An 18704-nucleotide genomic window follows, 5' to 3' on the forward strand; every position below is an offset into this window, starting at 1 on the left:
GCCAGGCTTCAATTAAGCAACTACAGCGATGTAGTTGGTCGCGATACAACGTCAGGTTGTGTTGGACAGAAGATTTAGATAGCGCACACAGTGCGGTCTTTACCGGTTAGTGTGCTGATATGGCTCAGTTGGTAGAGCGCATCCTTGGTAAGGATGAGGTCCCCAGTTCGACTCTGGGTATCAGCACCATTATTAAGTAATACAGCTTTTGCCTGACGGCAATAGCGCCGTGGAACCACCTGATCCCATGCCGAACTCAGAAGTGAAACGCGGTAGCGCCGATGGTAGTGTGGCATTCGCCATGCGAGAGTAGGACACTGTCAGGCACCTATTTAGAAGAGGCCTCCCATTCGGGAGGCCTTTTTGCTTTGGGATTTTTTCGATGCAGTCCGGCTTCTTTTAGTAAAAATGCTGGGCTGTCAGCGGCTTGCCCGTTACTCTTGGTCAGGTATTGTCGGGAGTCATCGCCAGAGGAGTATGCATGGCCACGTTGAAGGAAATTGCACAGGAGGCGGGGGTGTCCCAGGCCACTGTGTCGCGGGTGCTCAATGAAGATCCGACGCTGAGCGTCAAGGAAGAAACCAGGCAGAAGATCTTCGAGATTGCCGAGCGGCTGGAGTACAAGACCAGTAGCGCCCGCAAGGGGGTGCACAAGAGCAAGCTGCACTTTCTGGCGGTCTATGCCTACCCCCAGAGCACAGAGGTCAATGACCCCTACTATCTCGCCATTCGCTACGGCATCGAGACCCAGTGCGCCCGCTTCAACATAGAGCTGACCCATTTCTACAACGGTGCCGAGGGGCGTGAGCTCTCCGCCGTCGACGGCATCCTGGTCATCGGCCACCTGCCCGAGGAGCGCCTGGCAGCGCTCCACTCTCTCTCTGCCCAGCTGGTGTTCGTGGATTGCCGCTCCCAGGGGGAATTTGATTCCGTGGATGTGGATCTGGCGCTCATCAGCCAGCAGGTGGTGGACTTCTTCATCGCCCAGGGGCATGGCCGCATCGGCTATATAGGGGGTCAGGATGAGGCGCCGGATCTCCGTGAACTGGCCTTCCTCGACTACGGTCAGCGGTTGGGGGTGGTGCAGGAGAGCGATCTCTATCGCGGGGATTTCTCCAGCGCCTCCGGCTACCGGCTGGCCAAAGAGATGCTGGCAGGGGACTGGCCCAAGGCGCTGTTCGTCGCCTCCGACTCCATCGCCATTGGGGTGCTGCGGGCCATCCACGAGAGGGGGCTGGCGATTCCCCAGCAGATTGAGCTGATCAGCGTCAACGATATTCCGACCGCCAAGTTCACCTTCCCGCCGCTCTCCACTGTGCGGATCCACTCCGAGTTGATGGGCTCCCAGGGGGTCAATCTGCTGGTCGAACGGCTGCGTGACGAGCGTGATATTCCCCTTCGGGTACTGGTGCCGAGTCGCCTGACTCTGCGTGGCACCACTCGTTGATTTTAGTAAAATAAAGCCTGTTTTAGTCGCGCCATCTTGCGGTGGCGCGGCCTTATCCCTTCATCATTCTCTCCCTTATTTCTCCTGATAAATGCATAATGCATTGTTTTACAGTGGTTTTAGCCATTTTTTGGCTGCATTTATCAACATCCATGCCATCACTACCTGCTTTATCCCCTTTTATCCTCCGATTCTGATCTCGCTCACAAAACCATCCAGCCATTGTGATCAGGTTAAAACTTTATCGATCCAAAACTGATATTTAGTAAATGTTTATCTAAAGTTTACCCAGTTAACGTTGCCTTGTTCCGGGAGGACATGTGAATAACTGGGAAAACGTCCAATTCGTTGGTGAAAACAGGCTGGCTCCGCGTGCCTACTTCTTCTCTTATGCCGACCACGCGCTGGCGGCCACCATGCAGCGCGAGCTGAGCCGCCGTTTTCTGGGCCTTAGCGGTCAGTGGCAGTTCCACTACTTCGACCACCCCCTGCAGGTGCCGGAAGCCTTCTATCACAGCACCATGAGCGACTGGGGCCAGATCACCGTGCCCAACATGTGGCAGATGGAAGGACATGGCAATCTGCAGTACACCGACGAAGGTTTTCCCTTCCCCATCGACGTGCCCTTCGTACCGACCAGCAACCCAACCGGCGCCTATCAGCGCAGCTTCACGCTGAGCCCGGTCTGGGATGGCGAGCAGGTGATCATCAAGTTTGACGGGGTGGAGACCTACTTCGAGGTCTATGTGAACGGCCACTATGTCGGCTTCAGCAAAGGCAGTCGCCTCACCGCTGAGTTCGATATCAGTGCCTACGCCAAGGTTGGCGAGAACCTGCTGTCGGTGCGGGTGATGCAGTGGGCCGATTCCACCTATATCGAAGATCAGGACATGTGGTGGATGGCGGGGATTTTCCGTGACGTCTATCTGGTGGGCAAACCGGCCGCCCATGTGCAGGATTTCCTCATCCGCACCGCGCTGGCCGAGGACAATCAAAGCGCCACCCTGAGCTGCGATATCCAGCTCGAGAACCTGGGGGCGGCTGCTCGGGATCACCGTCTGGTCTGGTCGCTGCTGGATCAGGGCCGCGAGATCGCCAGCGGCTCGCTCGACCATCTCGCCATTGACGGCAAGTGTGATTGTCGCTTCACGCTGGATCTGGCCAATCCCCATCTGTGGAGCGCCGAAGACCCTTACCTCTACCAGCTGCAACTCTCCCTCTACAACGGTCAGGGCGAGCTGCTGGAAGTGATCCCGCAGCGGGTCGGGGTGCGTGAAATCAAGGTCAAGGATGGCCTCTTCTACGTCAACGGCCACTACCTCAAGCTGCACGGGGTGAACCGCCACGACAACGACCACCTCAAGAGCCGCGCGGTCGGCATGGATCGGGTGGAGCGCGACATCGTGCTGATGAAACAGCACAACCTCAACTCGGTGCGCACCGCCCACTACCCGAACGATCCGCGCTTCTACGAGCTGTGCGACCAGTACGGCCTGTTCGTGATGGCGGAGACCGACGTGGAGACCCACGGCTTTGCCAACGTCGGCGATCTCAGCCGCATCACCGACGACCCCTTCTGGGAGCCGGTGTTCGTGGATCGCATCGAGCGCCACGTGCACGCCCAGAAGAACCACCCCTCCATCATCATCTGGTCGCTGGGTAACGAGTCCGGCTACGGCTGCAACATCAGAGCCATGTACCAGCGCTGCAAGGGGATCGACCCGACCCGGCTGGTGCACTACGAAGAGGATCGCGATGCCGAGGTGGTGGATGTGGTGAGCACCATGTATTCGCGCGTCTCCCAGATGAACTGCTTCGGCGAGTTCCCGATGGAGAAGCCGCGCATTATCTGCGAGTACGCCCACGCCATGGGTAATGGCCCGGGTGGCCTCAGTGAATACCAGCAGGTGTTCGACCGTCATCCTCACATTCAGGGCCACTACATCTGGGAGTGGTGCGATCACGGCATTCTGGATCAGGATGAGCAGGGGCGCCCCGTCTACAAGTACGGCGGCGACTACGGCGACTACCCCAACAACTACAACTTCTGCATGGATGGCCTCATCTATCCGGATCAGACCCCGGGGCCGGGCCTGCGCGAATACAAGCAGGTGATCTGCCCGGTCAAGGTGCGGGCGCTGGATCTGGCGAGTGGCAAGCTGGCGGTGGAAAACCGCTACTGGTTCTCCAATCTCGACGACATCCGTCTGCTGGTCGAAGTGAAGGCCGAGGGCGAACTGCTGGCCAGCCAGCAAATCCGGCTGGAAGGGGTTGCTCCCGGTGCCACCACCGAGTTGCAACTCGAGCTGCCCGCGCTCGATGGGCGGGAAACCTTCGTCCAGCTGCGGGTCATCAAGGCCAGTGCCACCCGCTACAGCGCGGCGGAGCATGAGCTGGGTCAGTATCAGCTCCAGCTGAAGGCATCGACTCGTCAGCTGCAGCCCTTTGCCAATCCCAACGCCACCGCATTGCAGATTGCCGACGAGCGGCTTGCGCTGACCTTGAGCGGCAGCGGCTTTGCCCTGCGCTTCTCGCGCCTCGACGGCAAGCTGGTGAGCTGGCAGCAGGATGGCAATGAGCTCATCGAGCGCGCGCCGCGCCTCACCTTCTTCAAGCCGATGATCGACAACCACAAGCAGGAGTACGAGAGCCTGTGGCACCCGAATCACCTGCAGATCATGCAGGAGCACTTCCGCACTCTGAGCTGGTGTCAGCTGGGCGAGGCGGTCGAGGTGACGGTAGAGAGCCTGATCGCGCCGCCGGTGTTCGACTTCGGCATGCGCTGCCGCTACGTCTACACCCTGAGCCCGAACGGCCAGCTGCATGTGGCACTGTCCGGTCAGCCCTACGGCGGCTATGACGACATCATTCCCAAGATCGGCTTCGAGCTGGGTATTCGTCAGGATCTCGATCGGGTGCACTACTACGGCATGGGGCCGGGTGAGAACTATCAGGACAGCCGCCAGAGCAACTGGATCGACAGCTTCCAGAGCACAGTAGGCGAGATGTGGGAGCACTACCCCTTCCCGCAGGACAACGGCAACCGCCAGCAGGTGCGCTGGGCGACCCTGACCAACCGTCACGGCGCCGGTCTCTACGTGCGACCCGATGCCCCCATTAACCTGAGCGTCTGGCCCTACAGCTGGGAGCATATCCACGCGGCGCAGCATATCAACGAGCTGGAGCCCTGCGGTTATCTCACCCTCAATCTGGATCACAAGGTGCTGGGGCTCGGCTCCAACTCCTGGGGCTCCGAGGTACTGGACTCCTGGCGGGTGCGCTTCGAGCCGTTCAGCTTCGGTCTGACCCTGCTGCCCATCGCCCGTGGCAACCTCAATCCGGCTGCGCTGGCCGGACTCGATCTCACCATCAACGGCGGGAGGAACCTCGCATGATCACCCTGGACAACCTGACCCTGTTCAAAAACATCTACCGGGAGGGCAAGAAGTGGGGCCGCTGTGTGGAGGCCATCAACAACCTGGCAAACCTCAAGCCCGGCATCTGCCACTCCATCGGTGACTCCCTCACCTACCGCTTGCAGGAGGGGGCCAGCCCGGCCACCTCACTGTTCGAGGGGCAACGCCGCTACTTCGACGTCCACTACTACCTGGAAGGGACAGAGACGGTGGAGTGGGCAACCAAGCGCGAGCTGTGTGTCGAGCAGCCCTATGACGACACCACCGACCGCGAGTGGCTGGCCGGTGAGGTGCGTGAGCGCCAGAAAGTCGGCAACGGTCAGGTGGTGATCTTCGAGAACGACGAGGCATACCGCTTCGTCGGCGATGCGCCGGTGCGCAAGCTGATCATCAAGGTCACCGTCGAAGGCGGCTACTTCAAAAACAAATAACAAGCCGCTGTTTTTGCACTGATAAAAGCCGGAAGGGCGGGGCTCACCCTACAACTCATGCCCCGCCCTTTCGCGGCAATAACTACAGGTCTGGAGATGCACCATGTCTGATTCCAAACGGAATACGATAGGCAAGTTTGGTCTGCTGTCGCTCACCTTCGCGGCGGTATTCAGCTTCAACAACGTCATCAACAACAACATCGAAATCGGTCTGGCCTCGGCCCCGATGTTCTTTCTGGCCACCATTTTTTACTTCATTCCGTTCTGCCTGATCATTGCGGAGTTTGTGTCACTGAACAAGAACTCCGAAGCGGGCGTCTATGCCTGGGTGAAGAGCTCCCTTGGTGGTCGCTGGGCCTTTATCTCCGCCTACACCTACTGGTTCGTGAACCTGTTCTTCTTCACTTCCTTGCTGCCGCGGGTTATCGCCTACGCCTCCTATGCCTTCCTCGGCTACGAATACATTTTCACCCCGCTGGCGACCACTTTCTTAAGCATGGTGCTGTTTGCCTTTGCCACCTATGTCTCCACCAATGGCGCCAAGCTGCTTGGCCCCATCACCTCGGTGACTTCGTCTCTGATGCTGCTGCTGACCCTCTCCTACATTCTGCTGGCAGGTGTGGCGTTAGTCGGTGGTGTACAACCGGCTGACCCCATCACGGTCGAAGCCATGGTCCCCGATTTCAGCTGGGCCTTCCTCGGCATCACCACCTGGATCTTTATGGCGGCCGGTGGCGCCGAGTCGGTGGCGGTCTACGTCAATGACGTGAAAGGCGGCTCCAAATCCTTCGTCAAGGTGATCATCGTCGCCGGGCTCTTCATTGGTGTGCTCTACTCCATCGCCTCTCTGCTGATCAACGTCTTTGTCCATAGCGACACCCTGAAATTTACCGGTGGCTCGGTGCAGGTGTTCGAGGGACTGGCGGCCTACTTCGGTCTGCCCACCGTGCTGATGAACCGCTTCGTGGGTCTGGTCTCCTTCACCGCCATGTTCGGCTCCCTGCTGATGTGGACGGCCACCCCGGTGAAGATCTTCTTCTCCGAGATCCCGGCCGGCATCTTCGGTAAGAAGACGGTCGAGCTGAACGAGAACGGCGTGCCTGCCCGTGCAGCCTGGATCCAGTACCTCATCGTGCTGCCGCTGATGGTGATCCCGACGCTGGGTTCCAACACCGCGCAGGATCTGATGAACACCGTCATCAACATGACCGCTGCCGCCTCCATGCTGCCGCCGCTGTTCATCATGCTGGCCTACCTCAATCTGCGCCTGAAGCTCGACCACCTGCCACGGGATTTCAAGATGGGCTCACGTACCACCGGCATCGCTGTGGTCTCGGTGCTGATCGCCATCTTCTCGGTGGGCTTCCTCGCCTCCACCTTCCCGACCGGCGCCGACATCATGACCATCGTCTTCTACAACGTCGGCGGGATCGTGATTTTCCTCGGCTTTGCCTGGTGGAAATACAACCGCTACGAAGCCTCCCTGAGTGCTGAGGCGCGGGTGAAAGAGGCCCAGCCGACCAGCCAGATTTCCGTCCGGGCATCCTGACGATAACCCTGACCAAACCGGCCCCCGTGGCCAGGAGAGATCAACCGGGTGGCTGCGGCCACCCGTTACCCGTTGCACCATTGAGCACAAGAACCGAACACAAGGAGAAAGGAATGAGCGAGACGATCGAGTTTGCCGAATTCAAACGGGTCGAGATGAAGGTGGGCAAGGTGCTGGAGGTGGTGCGCCACCCCGGGGCCGACAAACTCTACATCGTTCAGATCGACGTAGGCGGTGAGCGGCCACTGCAGACCGTCACCAGTCTGGTGCCCTACTACAGCGAAGATGAGCTGATGGGCAGCGAGGTGGTGGTGCTGACCAACCTCAAGCCGACCAAGATGCGCGGCGAGCGATCCGAGTGCATGTTGCTCTGCGCCGAGACCCCGGATGAGAGCCAGAGCGTGCTGCTGCAACCCCGGGTGCCGATGGCGCCGGGCACCCCCATCGTCTGACTGAGATTGCGAGCCGGTGCGGGAGACTGCACCGGTTCAGCAACGAGGCCGTCCAAGCGGCCCGATCATAACAAGAGAGTAAAGCGCGGGGCCGACAGACCCTTGCCGAACACATCACAGAGTCACAGCGTTACCCGCAGGGAGCGCGAGTCCATTGGAGGACATATGTCTGAATCCGTACGCGGCACCATAGGCAAGTTTGCCCTGTTGTCGATGACCTTTGCCGCCGTGTTCAACGTGCGCAACATCGTCAATAACAACATCGAGCTGGGGCTCAGCTCCGCCCCCATCTTCCTGCTGGCTACGCTCGTCTACTTTGTGCCATTCGTTTTCATCATTGCCGAGTTCGTCTCGGCCAACAAAGATTCCGAGTCGGGGATGTACGACTGGCTGAAAAAGCCGCTCGGCACCCGGATGGCCTATCTGGGCTCTTTCCTCTACTGGTTTGTGAACCTGTTCTGGTTCGTCTCCCTGCTGCCGAACGTCATTGCCTACGCCTCCTACGCCATGCTGGGCTATGAGTACAGCTTCTCGCCGACCGTCACCTCGATCATTTCCATCGTGCTGTTTGCGGCGGCGACCCATATCTCCACCAAGGGGGCGAGCTGGCTTGGCAAGATTGCCGAACTGGTGGCCTACGGCGTCTTCGCCCTGTTCGCCATCTATGTGCTGGGTGCCCTGATGGCGCTCGGTGGTGACCATGTGGCGGCCCAGCCCATCACGCTGGAGGCCATGACCCCCACCGTCAACTGGGCGACGCTCGGCATCATGTGTTGGATCTTTCAGGCGGCGGGCGGTGCCGAGACGGCGGCGGCCTATCTCAACGACGTGAAGGGCGGCCAGAAGTCCTTCATCAAGGTGATCATCATCGCCGGTGTGGTCATAGGAGCCATGTATGCGCTGGGTTCCCTGCTGGTGAACGTGTTCGTGCCGCGAGAGAGCCTCACCTATGCCGGCGGCATGGTGGAGATCTTCACCGGCATGGCCCAGTACTTCGGACTCTCCGAGACGCTGGTGGGCCGTGCGGTCGGGGTGGTGCTGTTCATCGCCATGTTCGGCTCCATGATGATGTGGACCTCGGCGCCGGTGAAGATCCACTTCTCCGAGATCCCCCTGGGCGTCTACGGCGACAAGACCACCCGGCTCAACGAGCACGGGGTGCCGGTGCGCGCCGCCTGGTGGCAGTTTGCCTTCGTGTTCGTGATGCTGGTGGTCAACGGTTTTGGCTCCGAGTCGGTGCAGCAGATGATGAACACCGCGATCAACCTCACCGCCGGTACCGCCATGCTGCCGCCGATCTTCATCATGGTGGCTTACTTCGTGTTCCGCTGGAAACATGACGACACCCCCCGCGAGTTCCGCATGGGATCGCGTACCTTCGGCATGGCGGTGGTCTCGGTGCTGATCGCCATTTTCGTGGTGAGCATGAGCGCCTCCGCCTTCCCGGCCGGGGTGGATCTGGTGCGCGCCTTCTTCATCAACGTCTTCATGACCGCGGTCTTCTCGGCGCTGGCCTACTGGTGGATCTCCCGCTTCGAGAAGCGTCAGGCCCGCAAGCAGGCAACCGGCGGAGCTGGCGGCGAGCTGGCCAAGCAGAGTTGAAGCACAAGGCTGGCCGGATCCGGTGGCCAGCCGGGCTTGCTTAATTTCCGGCAGATAAAGGGGAGTCGCTCAACTTTGCGCCTCCCGTTTATCGGGGTAAGCTGGGGATTCGTTTCAACAGGAGCTGTGCCACAGCTCCTGTTGTGTTTCCTGTCGTCCCCGATCACCGGCCCCGCGAGGGGACGGGATCTGCTTTCACCGGAGACCGCTCGTGCGTCTGGATCCCTTTACCTCTGTACTGATTGTGGTGGTGGCCCTGGCCTCCTTCTTCCCCTGCGAGGGCCAGGTGGCCGTCTGGTTCGCGCTGCTGACCAAGCTGGCGGTGGCGCTGCTGTTCTTCATGCATGGCGCCAAGCTGTCGCGCCAGAACCTGCTGGCAGGGCTCGGTCACTGGCGGCTGCATCTGGTGGTGATGGCGAGCACCTTCCTGCTGTTCCCGCTGCTCGGGCTCTTGCTCACGCCGCTGGTGCCCCAGTGGCTGAGTCCGGCCATCTACCTCGGTTTCTTGTATCTGTGCGCCCTGCCCGCCACCGTGCAGTCGGCCATTGCCTTCACCTCCATGGCGGGGGGCAATGTGTCGGCGGCGGTGTGCAGCGCCTCGGCCTCCAGCATCCTCGGCATCTTCCTCTCACCTGTGCTGGTGGGCTTGATGATCCAGGTGCAGGGGGAGGGGGTCGACACCTGGCACTCCATCCAGGCCATCATGGTGCAGCTGATGCTGCCCTTCGTGGTGGGCCATCTGTCGCGGCCCCTCATCGGCCGCTGGGTCGACAGCCATCGGCCGCTGATCAGCAAGCTGGATCAAAGCTCCATCCTGCTGGTGGTCTATGTGGCCTTCAGCGAGGCCGTGGTGCAGGGGATCTGGCATCAAGTAGGTTGGTATGACTTGGCCAGCATAGTGCTGCTGAGCTGCGTATTGCTGGCCCTGGTGCTCTGCTGGAACGTCTGGATCAGCCGCCGCCTCGGTTTCAACAAGGCGGACGAGATCACCATCGTCTTCTGCGGCTCGAAGAAGAGCCTCGCCAATGGTGTGCCCATGGCCAACGTCATGTTCCCCGCCGCCAGCGTCGGGGTCATGGTGCTGCCGCTGATGATCTTCCACCAGATCCAGCTGATGGTCTGCGCCGTGCTGGCCCGCCGCTACCGCGAGCAGGAGGCCCTGCCCCAGGTCCAGGAGGGGTAAGGCGCCCGGATAAAAGAGAGGGAGGCCATGGGCCTCCCTCTTTCGTTTGCAGCGTAGTCAGCGTTTACGCCAGACGGTGAGCTGGGCCACCGTGTGCTGGTGCTTGCGGGCTGTCTCGCGGATGACGAAGGGGACGTCTCTCGGCGGGCACAGCTCCTCGAACTCCGCTGCCAGCAGCCGTTGCAGCGCCTGATGGGTGGAGAGGGCCTCGCCGTTCTCCCGGATGCCGCCGAGCCAGTTCGCCTTGGGGGTGTAGTCGGTCAGCCAGGTGTAGGGGCTGGTGAGTACCAGCAGGCCGCCGCTGCGCAGTCTGGGAGCAATGTCGCGCAGGAAGCGGGCGGGCTCCCGCAGCCGGTCGATGAGGTTGGAGGCGAGCACCAGATCGTAGTGTTCGTACCTGGGCTTTAGGTTGCAGGCATCCCCCTGGCTGAAGTGGACCCGCTCGGCCTGCTCGCGGCCGAGATCATGGCGGGAGAGGCGTGCCTCGCAATACTCCACCAGCTCCCCCTCCAGGGGCAGGGCGTAGCGGAAGCTATCCTGGCTCGCCAGCGCGAGCGCCACGTCGATGAAACGGGCCGAGTAGTCCACTCCGTCCACGTGCTGGAAGTGGCGGGCCAGCTCGAAGCTGGCGCGGCCGGTGGCGCAGCCGATGTCCAGCGCGCGCTGGTGGTTGCTGCACAGCTCGCTGGCGAGGCTGGCCAGGGTGCTGGCGTAGTTGGCTACCCCGAAGTGGGTCGGGCCGTACTGGAAGTCGAGGTATTGCGCCACGAGCGCGTCGGTTTCATAAGGATTCACGATAACGGGTTCCTGATGGCGTGAGACCAGGTAGCGGAAGCCCGCATGCTGGAAGAAGTGGCGGCGGAAGGCGTAGCGGGAGGACTTGAGCGCCTCGTTGCCTGTGCTGATCCAGCTGCCGCCCTTGATGAGGGTGTGCTTGCCATCGAAGGTGGGGGTGGAGAAGTCGTCGTAGAGCGGATGCACCTCGAACCCCTCGAAGCCGTCGATGGCGGTGCTGGTCCACTGCCAGACGTTGCCCACCAGATCGAAGAAGCTGCCCTGCGGAAAGGTATCCACAGGACAGGAAGAGGCGAAGCGGGCCAGGTTGATATTGCCGGGGGCCTCCAGCCAGTCCGGTTGATCCCCGGGCACCTGCTCGCGCAGCAGCGCCCACTCTCCCTCGCTCGGCAGCTGGATGGGCAGCCCGGTCTGGGCCGCTTTCCAGCGGCAGAAGGCGGCAGCTTCCAGCTGGTTCACCTCCACCGGCCAGTCCCAGGGCAGGGCAACCTGCTCGGTCATCAGCCGCAGTTGCAGTTGCTCGGGTTCGAGGAGGTCGCCGACCCAGAAGCTGGGCATGCGCGCCCTGGCATACTGGCACCAGCCCCAGCCCTCGTCGTCCCACCAGGCCCGTGTCTGGTAGCCACCCGCCTGCACGAATTCGAAGTACTCGGCGTTGCTTACCAGCATGCGGCTAGCCTGGAAGGGGGCCAGCTCGATGTGGCGCTCGCCATATTCGTTGTCCCAGCCGTAGGTGGCATCCTGTTTGCCGAGCCGTACCCTGCCCCCCGCCACCGGCAGCAAGCCGTTGGTGGGTACCTCGTCACGCCGATGGCGTGCCTCGGTACAGGCGGGCCAATAAGGTTGTGGCTGCACCCAGGGCAGCGGCAACTGGCGGATCAGCACGCTGGAGGTCTCCAGGTGGATGCGCTCATGCTCTATGCCCATCAGGATGACCCAGGCCGGGCTCTGCCAGTCGATGGGCAGGGTGAGCGGCATCCGCCGGATGAAGTCGCAAACCAGCGTGCGGACTTTGGCCCGATAACTGCGCAATTCGGTGACCTTGGGCCAGTCGTAGTGGGTCTCGTCGAGATCGTCCCAACTCATCTCGTCCACGCCGATGGCGACCATGGCCTCGATGCGGGGATCGAGACGGCTGTCGATGAGGCGCGCCGCCAGCAGCTTGTTGACGAAGAAGGCGGCGGTGTGGCCGTAGTAGAAGATGAGGGGGTGGCGCAGGGGGATCGCCTTGTTGAACCAGGCCCGCTCATCGGCCAGGCAGTCAAACAGGCTGTCGTAGAGATCGAAGGTCTGACAGAAGTAGTCGAGCAGCTCGTGACGTTTGTGCTCGGGATCGTCGCCGTCGAGCCGCAGGGTACGGGTCGGGGCTGGCAGGCCGCCTGGGCTGGCGAATGGGTGGCTGACTTGGGTCACGCTCTGACTCCTTGTAGGCAGTGACAAATGCATCGGTGGAGAGCTCTATACGCACAAGGTATCACTATTGGCTCAACAGACCGGGGCGGCAACCAAAAACTTCCTCTCCCGGCTGTGGGCAACCCTGTCAGCAGGCAGGATCCCCCCGTTCGGGCATGGTGAGTTTGACCAACATATGGTCTGAATGGCTCTCAAAGATGAAGGGTGTAGTGAACATGAAATATGATTTTCGGTTGAAAATCATAGTCTTGGTTCTATGGCATGTGGTTTGCAATTGCCCCTTCACCAGGCTGCGCGGACCAAGGGGTCGCGTTTGCCAACACACAACGAGGAGAGTGGCGATGAAATGGATGATGGGAGCCGTGCTGGCCCTGGGGCTGGGTGGTTGCAGCTGGCAGGACGACGTCAAGGTGAGCGGGGCCGGGGCCCTGGTGGAGCAGCAGCACCCCCTGGGCCGGGAGGTGACCCGGGTACTGGCCGGAGTGCCTGCCAACATCCAGCTGGTGGCGGGGGAGGCGCGCGGCATCCATATCCGGGGGCAGGAGAACCTGTTGCCCTACCTGGAGCTGAGCGAGAAAGACGACAAGCTGGAGATAGAGGTGAAGGAGGGTTATCGACTGGCCCCCAGCGAGCCGCTGGAGATCACCATCACCCTGCCCGAGCTCCATGAGCTGGCGCTGGCGGGCACCGGCAATGGCGAGTTGCATGACTTCAAGGGGAATGAACTGGTGCTGTCGGTGGCGGGCACGGGTGACATCGTCGCCAGCGGGCTGGTGCTGAACCGGTTGGAGGGCAACATCGCCGGTCTGGGCAACCTGGATCTGGGGGAGGGCTCGGTCAGGGCCATGGAGCTGAACATCGCGGGCTCGGGGGGCGTGCTGGGGGCTCGGCTCCTGAGCCAGGAGGCCGAGGTCAATATCGCGGGCAGCGGCGAGGTGGAACTCAGGGTGCAGGAGCGGCTCAAGATAGAGATCGCTGGTGCCGGTGCGGTCAACTACTGGGGCAGCCCAGCGCTGACCAGCGAGATCGCGGGTTCGGGTCAGGTGAGCCGGTTGGGGAGCTGATCCCATCATCGCAACAATGAAAAAGGCCCCTCGGGGCCTTTTTTGCAGGATGCGACACTGTGGGGCGACGCCTCACTCGAGGGGGAGTGCGAGGCCCAGATCGGCGTTCAGGCGCATCAGCAGCCACTGCATGCCGGCGAGGTGCTGGTGGTCATGGCTGACGAGCAGGCGCACCAGACCGTCCAGGGTCACCTCCCCATAGCCGCCATAGCGGGCGCGGCGCTGCCAGGCGTCGGACGGCACCGTCTTCAGCCATTCGACGGTCTGCAGGCGGGCGGTGCGAAACCGGTCGAGCTGCGTGGCGGTATCCTGCCGGGGGTAATCATGGTCCAGCGCCAGCTGATAGCCATCGAGGGAGGCGAGCTCCGGCAGGCTCTCCGCCAGGGTGCGACGAAACCGCACCTGATAGCCCAGCACCTCGATGTCCAGCAGGTGGCAGAGGTGCCCCCTGGCACTGAAACGCTCGGAGGGGATCCCGGCCCAGTTGGCGGGTTCCCAGTCCAGGTGGTCGGTGGGGACCTGTGCCAGCAGCCGCTCGAACTGGTCCGGCATGGCCAGCAATGTGGTGAAGAGAGGCATCCTTGTCTCCTGTTTCCGGGTGAATGGCCGCCCGCTGACGGGGCGGCCACGAGTGGGTCAGCCTCAGGCCGGTTCGCCCAGGTGGTTGGCGTGAAAGCGCAGGTGCGCCTCGATGAAGCTCGCCACGAAGTAATAGCTGTGGTCGTAGCCGGCATGGCGGTTGAGCGTCAGGGGCCACGCCCGGGTGGCGGCCACTTCGGCCAGGGTGTCGATGCCGAGCTGCTCCGCCAGGAAGGGGTCGTCCAGCCCCACGTCCACCAGGGTCGGCAGGGGCGGGCTGTCGTGGTGGCGCAGCAGTTGGCAGGCATCCCACTCCTGCCACAGCAGGGGGTTGTTGCCGAGGTAGGCGCCGAGGGCCTTCTGGCCCCAGGGGCAGCGGCTCGGGTGGCTGATGGGGCTGAAGGCCGACACCGAGCGGTAGCGACCCGGCTCGCGCAGGGCGGCGATGAGGGCGCCGTGGCCTCCCATGGAGTGGCCGCTGATGGCGCGCTTCGTCGAGACCGGGAAGTGGGTCTCGATGAGCTCGGGCAGCTCCCGGGTGACGTAATCGTACATCTGGTAGTGATCCCGCCAGGGGTGCTGGGTGGCGTTGACATAGAAGCCTGCCCCCATGCCGAGATCGTAACCGGGGTCGTCCGGTACCCCCTCGCCGCGCGGGCTGGTGTCCGGCGCCACCAGGGCGATGCCGAGCTCGGCGGCGATGCGCTGGGCCCCCGCCTTCTGCATGAAGTTCTCGTCGGTGCAGGTGAGGCCGGAGAGCCAGTAGAGCACGGGCACTTTCTGGCCGGTGAGGGCCTGGGGCGGCAGATAGATGGCGAAGCGCATCTCGCAGTCGAGTACGGTGGAGCGGTGGCGATACTGCTTGTGCCAGCCACCGAAGCTCTTGTTGCTGCTGATGATGTCCAGATTCATGTAAGGACTCCTTGCCCCGCCCATGTATCGATGGGCGGGGCTCTCATGGGATCAGTAGTGGATGACGGTGCGGATGCTCTTGCCTTCGTGCATCAGATCGAACGCCTCGTTGATCTGCTCAAGCCCCATGGTGTGGGTGATGAAGTCGTCCAGCTTGAACTCACCCTGCATGTAGCGCTGCACATAGCTCGGCAGTTCGCTGCGACCGCGCACCCCGCCGAAGGCGCTGCCGCGCCAGACCCGGCCGGTGACCAGCTGGAACGGACGGGTGCTGATCTCCTGACCCGCGCCGGCCACGCCTATGATGACGGATTCGCCCCAGCCCTTGTGGCAGCATTCGAGCGCCGCGCGCATCACCTTGACGTTGCCGATGCACTCGAAGGAGAAGTCGACGCCGCCGTCGGTCATCTCGACGATCACCTCCTGGATGGGCTTGTCGTAATCGTTCGGGTTGATGCAGTCGGTGGCGCCCAGCTTGCGGGCCAGCTCGAACTTACTCTCGTTGATGTCGATGGCGATGATGCGGCCGGCCTTGGCGAGACGGGCGCCTATGACGGCGGAGAGGCCTATGCCGCCGAGCCCGAAGATGGCGACGCTCTCACCCTCCTTCACCTTGGCGGTGTTCATCACGGCGCCGATGCCGGTGGTGACGCCGCAGCCCAGCAGGCAGACCTCTTCCAGGGGCGCGGCCGGGTCCACCTTGGCGATGGAGATCTCCGGCAGCACAGTGTATTCGCTGAAGGTGGAGGTGCCCATGTAGTGATAGATGGGCTGGCCATCCTTGGAGAAGCGGGTGGTGCCGTCCGGCATCAGCCCCTTGCCCTGGGTGGTGCGGATCTTCTGGCACAGGTTGGTCTTGCCGGACTTGCAGAACTTGCACTCGCCGCACTCGGGGGTGTAGAGCGGGATCACGTGATCCCCCACCTTGACGCTGGTGACGCCCTCGCCGACGGACTCGACGATGCCGCCCCCCTCATGGCCCAGGATGCAGGGGAAGACCCCTTCCGGATCTTCACCTGAGAGGGTGAAGGCATCGGTGTGGCAGACGCCGGTGGCGACGATCCGCACCCGCACCTCGCCAGCCTGGGGCGGCATGACCTCGACCTCCTCGATGGAGAGGGGCTGACCCGGTCCCCAGGCGATGGCGGCTTTACACTTGATGCTCTGAACCTGTGCCATGAATGATGTCCTCGTGGTTGTGTGGGTGAACGGAAATGTGTTCGGACATTCAGTGTAGTTTCCCGCCGATTTGGTGATAATAAGGCTAAATATCAAATCACTTTTACACACAGGTAATAATGTTCGGCTGGGAAGGGGTCTGTGAATTTGTCAGCGTGGCGGAGCAGGGGGGCTTTACCCCGGCGGCGCGCAAGCTGGGGGTGTCGGTGGCGCAAGTCAGCCGTCAGGTGGCGCAGCTGGAAGACAGGTTGCAGGCCAAGCTGCTGCTGCGCACCACCCGTCAGGTGCGGCTCACCGAGCTCGGCGAGATCTACTTTCGCCACTGTCGTCAGTTGCTGGACAACCTCTACGAGGCGGAACTGGCTCTGGGGCGCCATCAGGCGGTGCCGCAAGGGTCGCTGCGCATCACGGCCCCCGTCTCCTATGGCGAGAGTCGCATCGCCCCCCTGGTGAACGACTTCATGGTGCGCTTCCCCCAGCTGGAGGTGACCCTCAACCTCACCAATCAGTTGCTGGATCTGGTGCACGAGGGGTTCGATCTGGCGATCCGTCTCGGCCACCTCAAGGATTCGACCCTGGTGGCTCGCAAGCTGGCCCAGCGGGTGCCCTATGTGTGTGCCTCCCCCGCCTATACCGCCCGCCACGGCATGCCCAACAGCCTCTCGGAGCTGGCCCGTCACACCTGTCTGGTGGGCAACGGCGACGAGTGGCACTTCACCCTGGACGGTCGTCCCCACAGCGTGCGGGTGCGCGGTCTGCTGCAGTGCAACAGCGGCCACGCCCTGCTGGACGCGGCGCTCAAGGGGATCGGCATCATTCAGTTGCCGGACTACTACGTGAGCGACCACCTGGCCCGGGGGGATCTCATCGAACTGTTGCCGGAGCTGCGGGCGCCAGAGGAGGGGATCTGGGCGCTCTATCCCCACAATCGCCACCTCTCCCCCAAGGTGCGGCTGCTGGTGGACTACCTCGCCGAGCGGCTCAGCGATCCCGCCCAGCCGGCGCTGGTGCGCCCCATAGGCTGACGCCCGGATGACAACACGCGCCTCATCAAAAAGGCGCTATCCCCACTGGGTATTGGAAGGCCAGTCCTGAAGCAGGTCATCGCTGCAAGGGGCGTCATCATGGATGCCCCCTCGGCTATCCGCGCCGATATGGCACAGTTTGGCTCCCTTTGTCAGCCCCCCAGCCTGGGCTGTCATCGTCCTGTCCGGCGGGCACGCCCTGTGGAACCCCCCTCGCCAGCACAAAGCTCCGTCCGCTCCCCTGATACCGGCGCAGTAGACAGCAGATCCTGCAGCGGCCCCCACCGGACGGGGGGGACGGCCGCACCAGACGGGCCAATTCGTCGGTCAGCCTCCTTGGCTAGACTGGACCGGTCGTCTTATGGCACCCATTTGGCACATTTGCCCGCCACTCTATCTGGAAGGATCCGATATGAAACCCTTGTTGACCGCCCTCTTGCTCCCCCTGCTGCCCCTCGCCGCACAGGCCGCCGAACCCGTCTGGATCACGGTCGGTGCCGACAGCGGCGTCGAACTCAAGCAGGTCAAGGCCAGACTGGCCCCCCTGTTCAGCGCCAGCGGTGCCCCTATCCAGCTGGCCCAGGTCGAGGCGAGCGAGCTCGGCACCCTCTCCCACCTGATGCACGAAGGGCACCAGCGCTGCGGCGGCTACGTGGTGCACAGCACCCTGGCCGACGCCCTGCAGAGCATGGCCCAGCCCATCAGCCAGAACCTGTTCAGCGCCCCGCCGCTGACCCAGGGGGCCAGCGTCAACCGGCTGCTGCCCCATCTGGATCAGGGCAACATAGTCGGCACCATCAGCCAGCTCTCGAGCTGGCGCAACCGCTACTACACCACCACCACAGGAGTGCAGTCGGCCGACTGGGTGGCCAGCCAGTGGCAGAGCCTGAGCGCGACCCTGCCCTGGGCCAGCGTCAGCCGGGTCAAGCACAGCGGCTATCCGCAGCAATCCGTGGTGCTGACCCTCAAGGGCAGCCGCTACCCGGACGAAGTGGTGGTGCTCGGCGGTCACCTCGACTCCACCGCGGGCTCCGCACCCAACAGCCGCACCCTGGCGCCGGGTGCCGACGACGATGCCTCCGGCATCGCCACCCTGACCGAGGTGCTGCGGGTCATCGCCGAGCAGGGTCGTCAGCCGGAGCGCACCCTGCAGTTCATCGGCTATGCGGCGGAAGAGGTGGGGTTGCGCGGCTCCAAGGACATCGCCACCCGCTACAAGGCGGCCAATACCAAGGTGCTGGCGGCGCTGCAACTGGACATGACCAACTACCAGGGCTCGGCGGAAGAGATCGTCTTCATGACCGACTACACCGACCAGGGGCTGACCGGCTATCTGGCCCAGCTGCTCGACGTCTATCTGCCCCAGATCCGCTACGGCTACGACAGCTGCGGTTATGGCTGCTCGGATCATGCCTCCTGGCACAATCAGGGTTACCCGGCCGCCATGCCGTTCGAGTCTCGCTTCAACGACTACAACCCCAAGATCCACACCGCCCAGGACACCTTGCAGAACTCGGATCCCTCGGCTGCCCACGCCCTCAAGTTCGCCCAGCTGGCCACCAGCTTCGCCATCGAGATGGGCAAGATAAACTGAGGCGCCAAAGCGCGATGAGGCACACAAAAGAAGGCCCACATTCGTGCAATGCTGTTCACTTAA

The 18704-nt window shown here is 62.5% G+C and carries 14 protein-coding genes, 1 tRNA gene and 1 rRNA gene; 12 read left to right on the plus strand and 4 right to left on the minus strand.

The features are described 5' to 3' along the window. Positions 1 to 113: 113 nt before the first annotated feature. The 9 genes from BN1127_RS17600 (at position 114) to BN1127_RS17640 (ending at position 10080) form a co-directional block, all read left to right on the plus strand. Positions 114 to 189 (plus strand) — tRNA-Thr (locus BN1127_RS17600). Between the two features lie 22 nt (positions 190 to 211). Further along, positions 212 to 326: ribosomal RNA gene (gene rrf / locus BN1127_RS17605) — 5S ribosomal RNA — on the plus strand. A gap of 155 nt (positions 327 to 481) precedes the next feature. Beyond that, positions 482 to 1447 (plus strand): transcriptional regulator EbgR, encoded by a 966-nt coding sequence (gene ebgR, locus BN1127_RS17610; protein ID WP_042650291.1) that lies wholly within the window; start codon positions 482 to 484, stop codon positions 1445 to 1447. A 320-nt stretch (positions 1448 to 1767) separates the two neighbouring features. Next, the gene (gene ebgA / locus BN1127_RS17615; RefSeq protein WP_042650292.1) at positions 1768 to 4842 is read left to right on the plus strand and encodes a beta-galactosidase subunit alpha; all 3075 of its coding nucleotides are present in this window, start codon (positions 1768 to 1770) and stop codon (positions 4840 to 4842) included. Further along, positions 4839 to 5294, plus strand: coding sequence for a beta-galactosidase subunit beta (locus BN1127_RS17620; protein ID WP_042650293.1), 456 nt, complete (start codon positions 4839 to 4841; stop codon positions 5292 to 5294). Before ebgA ends, BN1127_RS17620 begins: the two co-directional genes overlap by 4 nt. Before the next feature lie 103 nt (positions 5295 to 5397). Continuing rightward, complete coding sequence (locus tag BN1127_RS17625) at positions 5398 to 6843, plus strand: amino acid permease (RefSeq protein ID WP_042650294.1); 1446 nt, start codon at positions 5398 to 5400, stop codon at positions 6841 to 6843. A 113-nt stretch (positions 6844 to 6956) separates the two neighbouring features. Then, positions 6957 to 7295, plus strand: coding sequence for a tRNA-binding protein (locus tag BN1127_RS17630; protein ID WP_041217234.1), 339 nt, complete (start codon positions 6957 to 6959; stop codon positions 7293 to 7295). A 165-nt stretch (positions 7296 to 7460) separates the two neighbouring features. Further along, entirely contained in the window at positions 7461 to 8897 is a 1437-nt protein-coding gene (locus BN1127_RS17635; protein WP_042650295.1) for an amino acid permease, read from the plus strand. Between the two features lie 211 nt (positions 8898 to 9108). Then, positions 9109 to 10080 (plus strand): bile acid:sodium symporter family protein, encoded by a 972-nt coding sequence (locus BN1127_RS17640; RefSeq protein WP_042650296.1) that lies wholly within the window; start codon positions 9109 to 9111, stop codon positions 10078 to 10080. Between the two features lie 57 nt (positions 10081 to 10137). Here the strand turns inward: BN1127_RS17640 and ovoA are convergent, their stop codons facing one another. Continuing rightward, a complete protein-coding gene (gene ovoA / locus BN1127_RS17645) occupies positions 10138 to 12321 on the minus strand; it encodes a 5-histidylcysteine sulfoxide synthase (protein WP_249366341.1) in 2184 nt (727 codons plus the stop codon). A gap of 308 nt (positions 12322 to 12629) precedes the next feature. Between ovoA and BN1127_RS17650 the strand changes: the two genes are divergently transcribed. Further along, positions 12630 to 13352 (plus strand): head GIN domain-containing protein, encoded by a 723-nt coding sequence (locus BN1127_RS17650; RefSeq protein ID WP_042650298.1) that lies wholly within the window; start codon positions 12630 to 12632, stop codon positions 13350 to 13352. Between the two features lie 72 nt (positions 13353 to 13424). On the opposite strand, the gene BN1127_RS17655 is transcribed toward BN1127_RS17650, so the two are convergent. The 3 genes from BN1127_RS17655 to BN1127_RS17665 all read right to left on the minus strand — a co-directional run bounded on the left by BN1127_RS17655 (position 13425) and on the right by BN1127_RS17665 (position 16022). Continuing rightward, complete coding sequence (locus tag BN1127_RS17655) at positions 13425 to 13931, minus strand: DinB family protein (protein WP_042650299.1); 507 nt, start codon at positions 13929 to 13931, stop codon at positions 13425 to 13427. A gap of 63 nt (positions 13932 to 13994) precedes the next feature. Further along, entirely contained in the window at positions 13995 to 14843 is an 849-nt protein-coding gene (fghA, locus tag BN1127_RS17660; RefSeq protein WP_042650300.1) for an S-formylglutathione hydrolase, read from the minus strand. Between the two features lie 51 nt (positions 14844 to 14894). Continuing rightward, a complete protein-coding gene (locus BN1127_RS17665; RefSeq protein WP_042650301.1) occupies positions 14895 to 16022 on the minus strand; it encodes an S-(hydroxymethyl)glutathione dehydrogenase/class III alcohol dehydrogenase in 1128 nt (375 codons plus the stop codon). A gap of 119 nt (positions 16023 to 16141) precedes the next feature. On the opposite strand from BN1127_RS17665, the gene BN1127_RS17670 reads away from it, so the two are divergent. Both BN1127_RS17670 and BN1127_RS17675 read left to right on the plus strand, forming a co-directional pair. Next, on the plus strand, positions 16142 to 17047 hold the full coding sequence (locus BN1127_RS17670; RefSeq protein ID WP_042650302.1) for a LysR substrate-binding domain-containing protein: 906 nt from the start codon (positions 16142 to 16144) through the stop codon (positions 17045 to 17047). 412 nt (positions 17048 to 17459) lie between these two features. Further along, positions 17460 to 18641 carry a M28 family metallopeptidase gene (locus BN1127_RS17675; protein ID WP_042650303.1) on the plus strand — a complete coding sequence of 394 codons (1182 nt, stop codon included), beginning with the start codon at positions 17460 to 17462 and terminating at the stop codon, positions 18639 to 18641. Positions 18642 to 18704: the final 63 nt, after the last annotated feature.

Source organism: Aeromonas media, assembly GCF_000819985.1.
GTDB classification, from domain to species: Bacteria; Pseudomonadota; Gammaproteobacteria; order Enterobacterales; family Aeromonadaceae; genus Aeromonas; species Aeromonas media.

Bases quoted from the DNA above. Each gene is read 5' to 3' on its own strand.
- ebgR (WP_042650291.1), top strand. From the start codon at position 482: ATGGCCACGTTGAAGGAAATTGCACAGGAGGCGGGGGTGTCCCAGGCC.
- BN1127_RS17620 (WP_042650293.1), top strand. From the start codon at position 4,839: ATGATCACCCTGGACAACCTGACCCTGTTCAAAAACATCTACCGGGAG.
- BN1127_RS17625 (WP_042650294.1), top strand. From the start codon at position 5,398: ATGTCTGATTCCAAACGGAATACGATAGGCAAGTTTGGTCTGCTGTCG.
- BN1127_RS17630 (WP_041217234.1), top strand. From the start codon at position 6,957: ATGAGCGAGACGATCGAGTTTGCCGAATTCAAACGGGTCGAGATGAAG.
- BN1127_RS17635 (WP_042650295.1), top strand. From the start codon at position 7,461: ATGTCTGAATCCGTACGCGGCACCATAGGCAAGTTTGCCCTGTTGTCG.
- ovoA (WP_249366341.1), bottom strand. From the start codon at position 12,321: ATGCATTTGTCACTGCCTACAAGGAGTCAGAGCGTGACCCAAGTCAGC.
- BN1127_RS17650 (WP_042650298.1), top strand. From the start codon at position 12,630: ATGAAATGGATGATGGGAGCCGTGCTGGCCCTGGGGCTGGGTGGTTGC.
- BN1127_RS17655 (WP_042650299.1), bottom strand. From the start codon at position 13,931: ATGCCTCTCTTCACCACATTGCTGGCCATGCCGGACCAGTTCGAGCGG.
- fghA (WP_042650300.1), bottom strand. From the start codon at position 14,843: ATGAATCTGGACATCATCAGCAGCAACAAGAGCTTCGGTGGCTGGCAC.
- BN1127_RS17665 (WP_042650301.1), bottom strand. From the start codon at position 16,022: ATGGCACAGGTTCAGAGCATCAAGTGTAAAGCCGCCATCGCCTGGGGA.
- BN1127_RS17670 (WP_042650302.1), top strand. From the start codon at position 16,142: ATGTTCGGCTGGGAAGGGGTCTGTGAATTTGTCAGCGTGGCGGAGCAG.
- BN1127_RS17675 (WP_042650303.1), top strand. From the start codon at position 17,460: ATGAAACCCTTGTTGACCGCCCTCTTGCTCCCCCTGCTGCCCCTCGCC.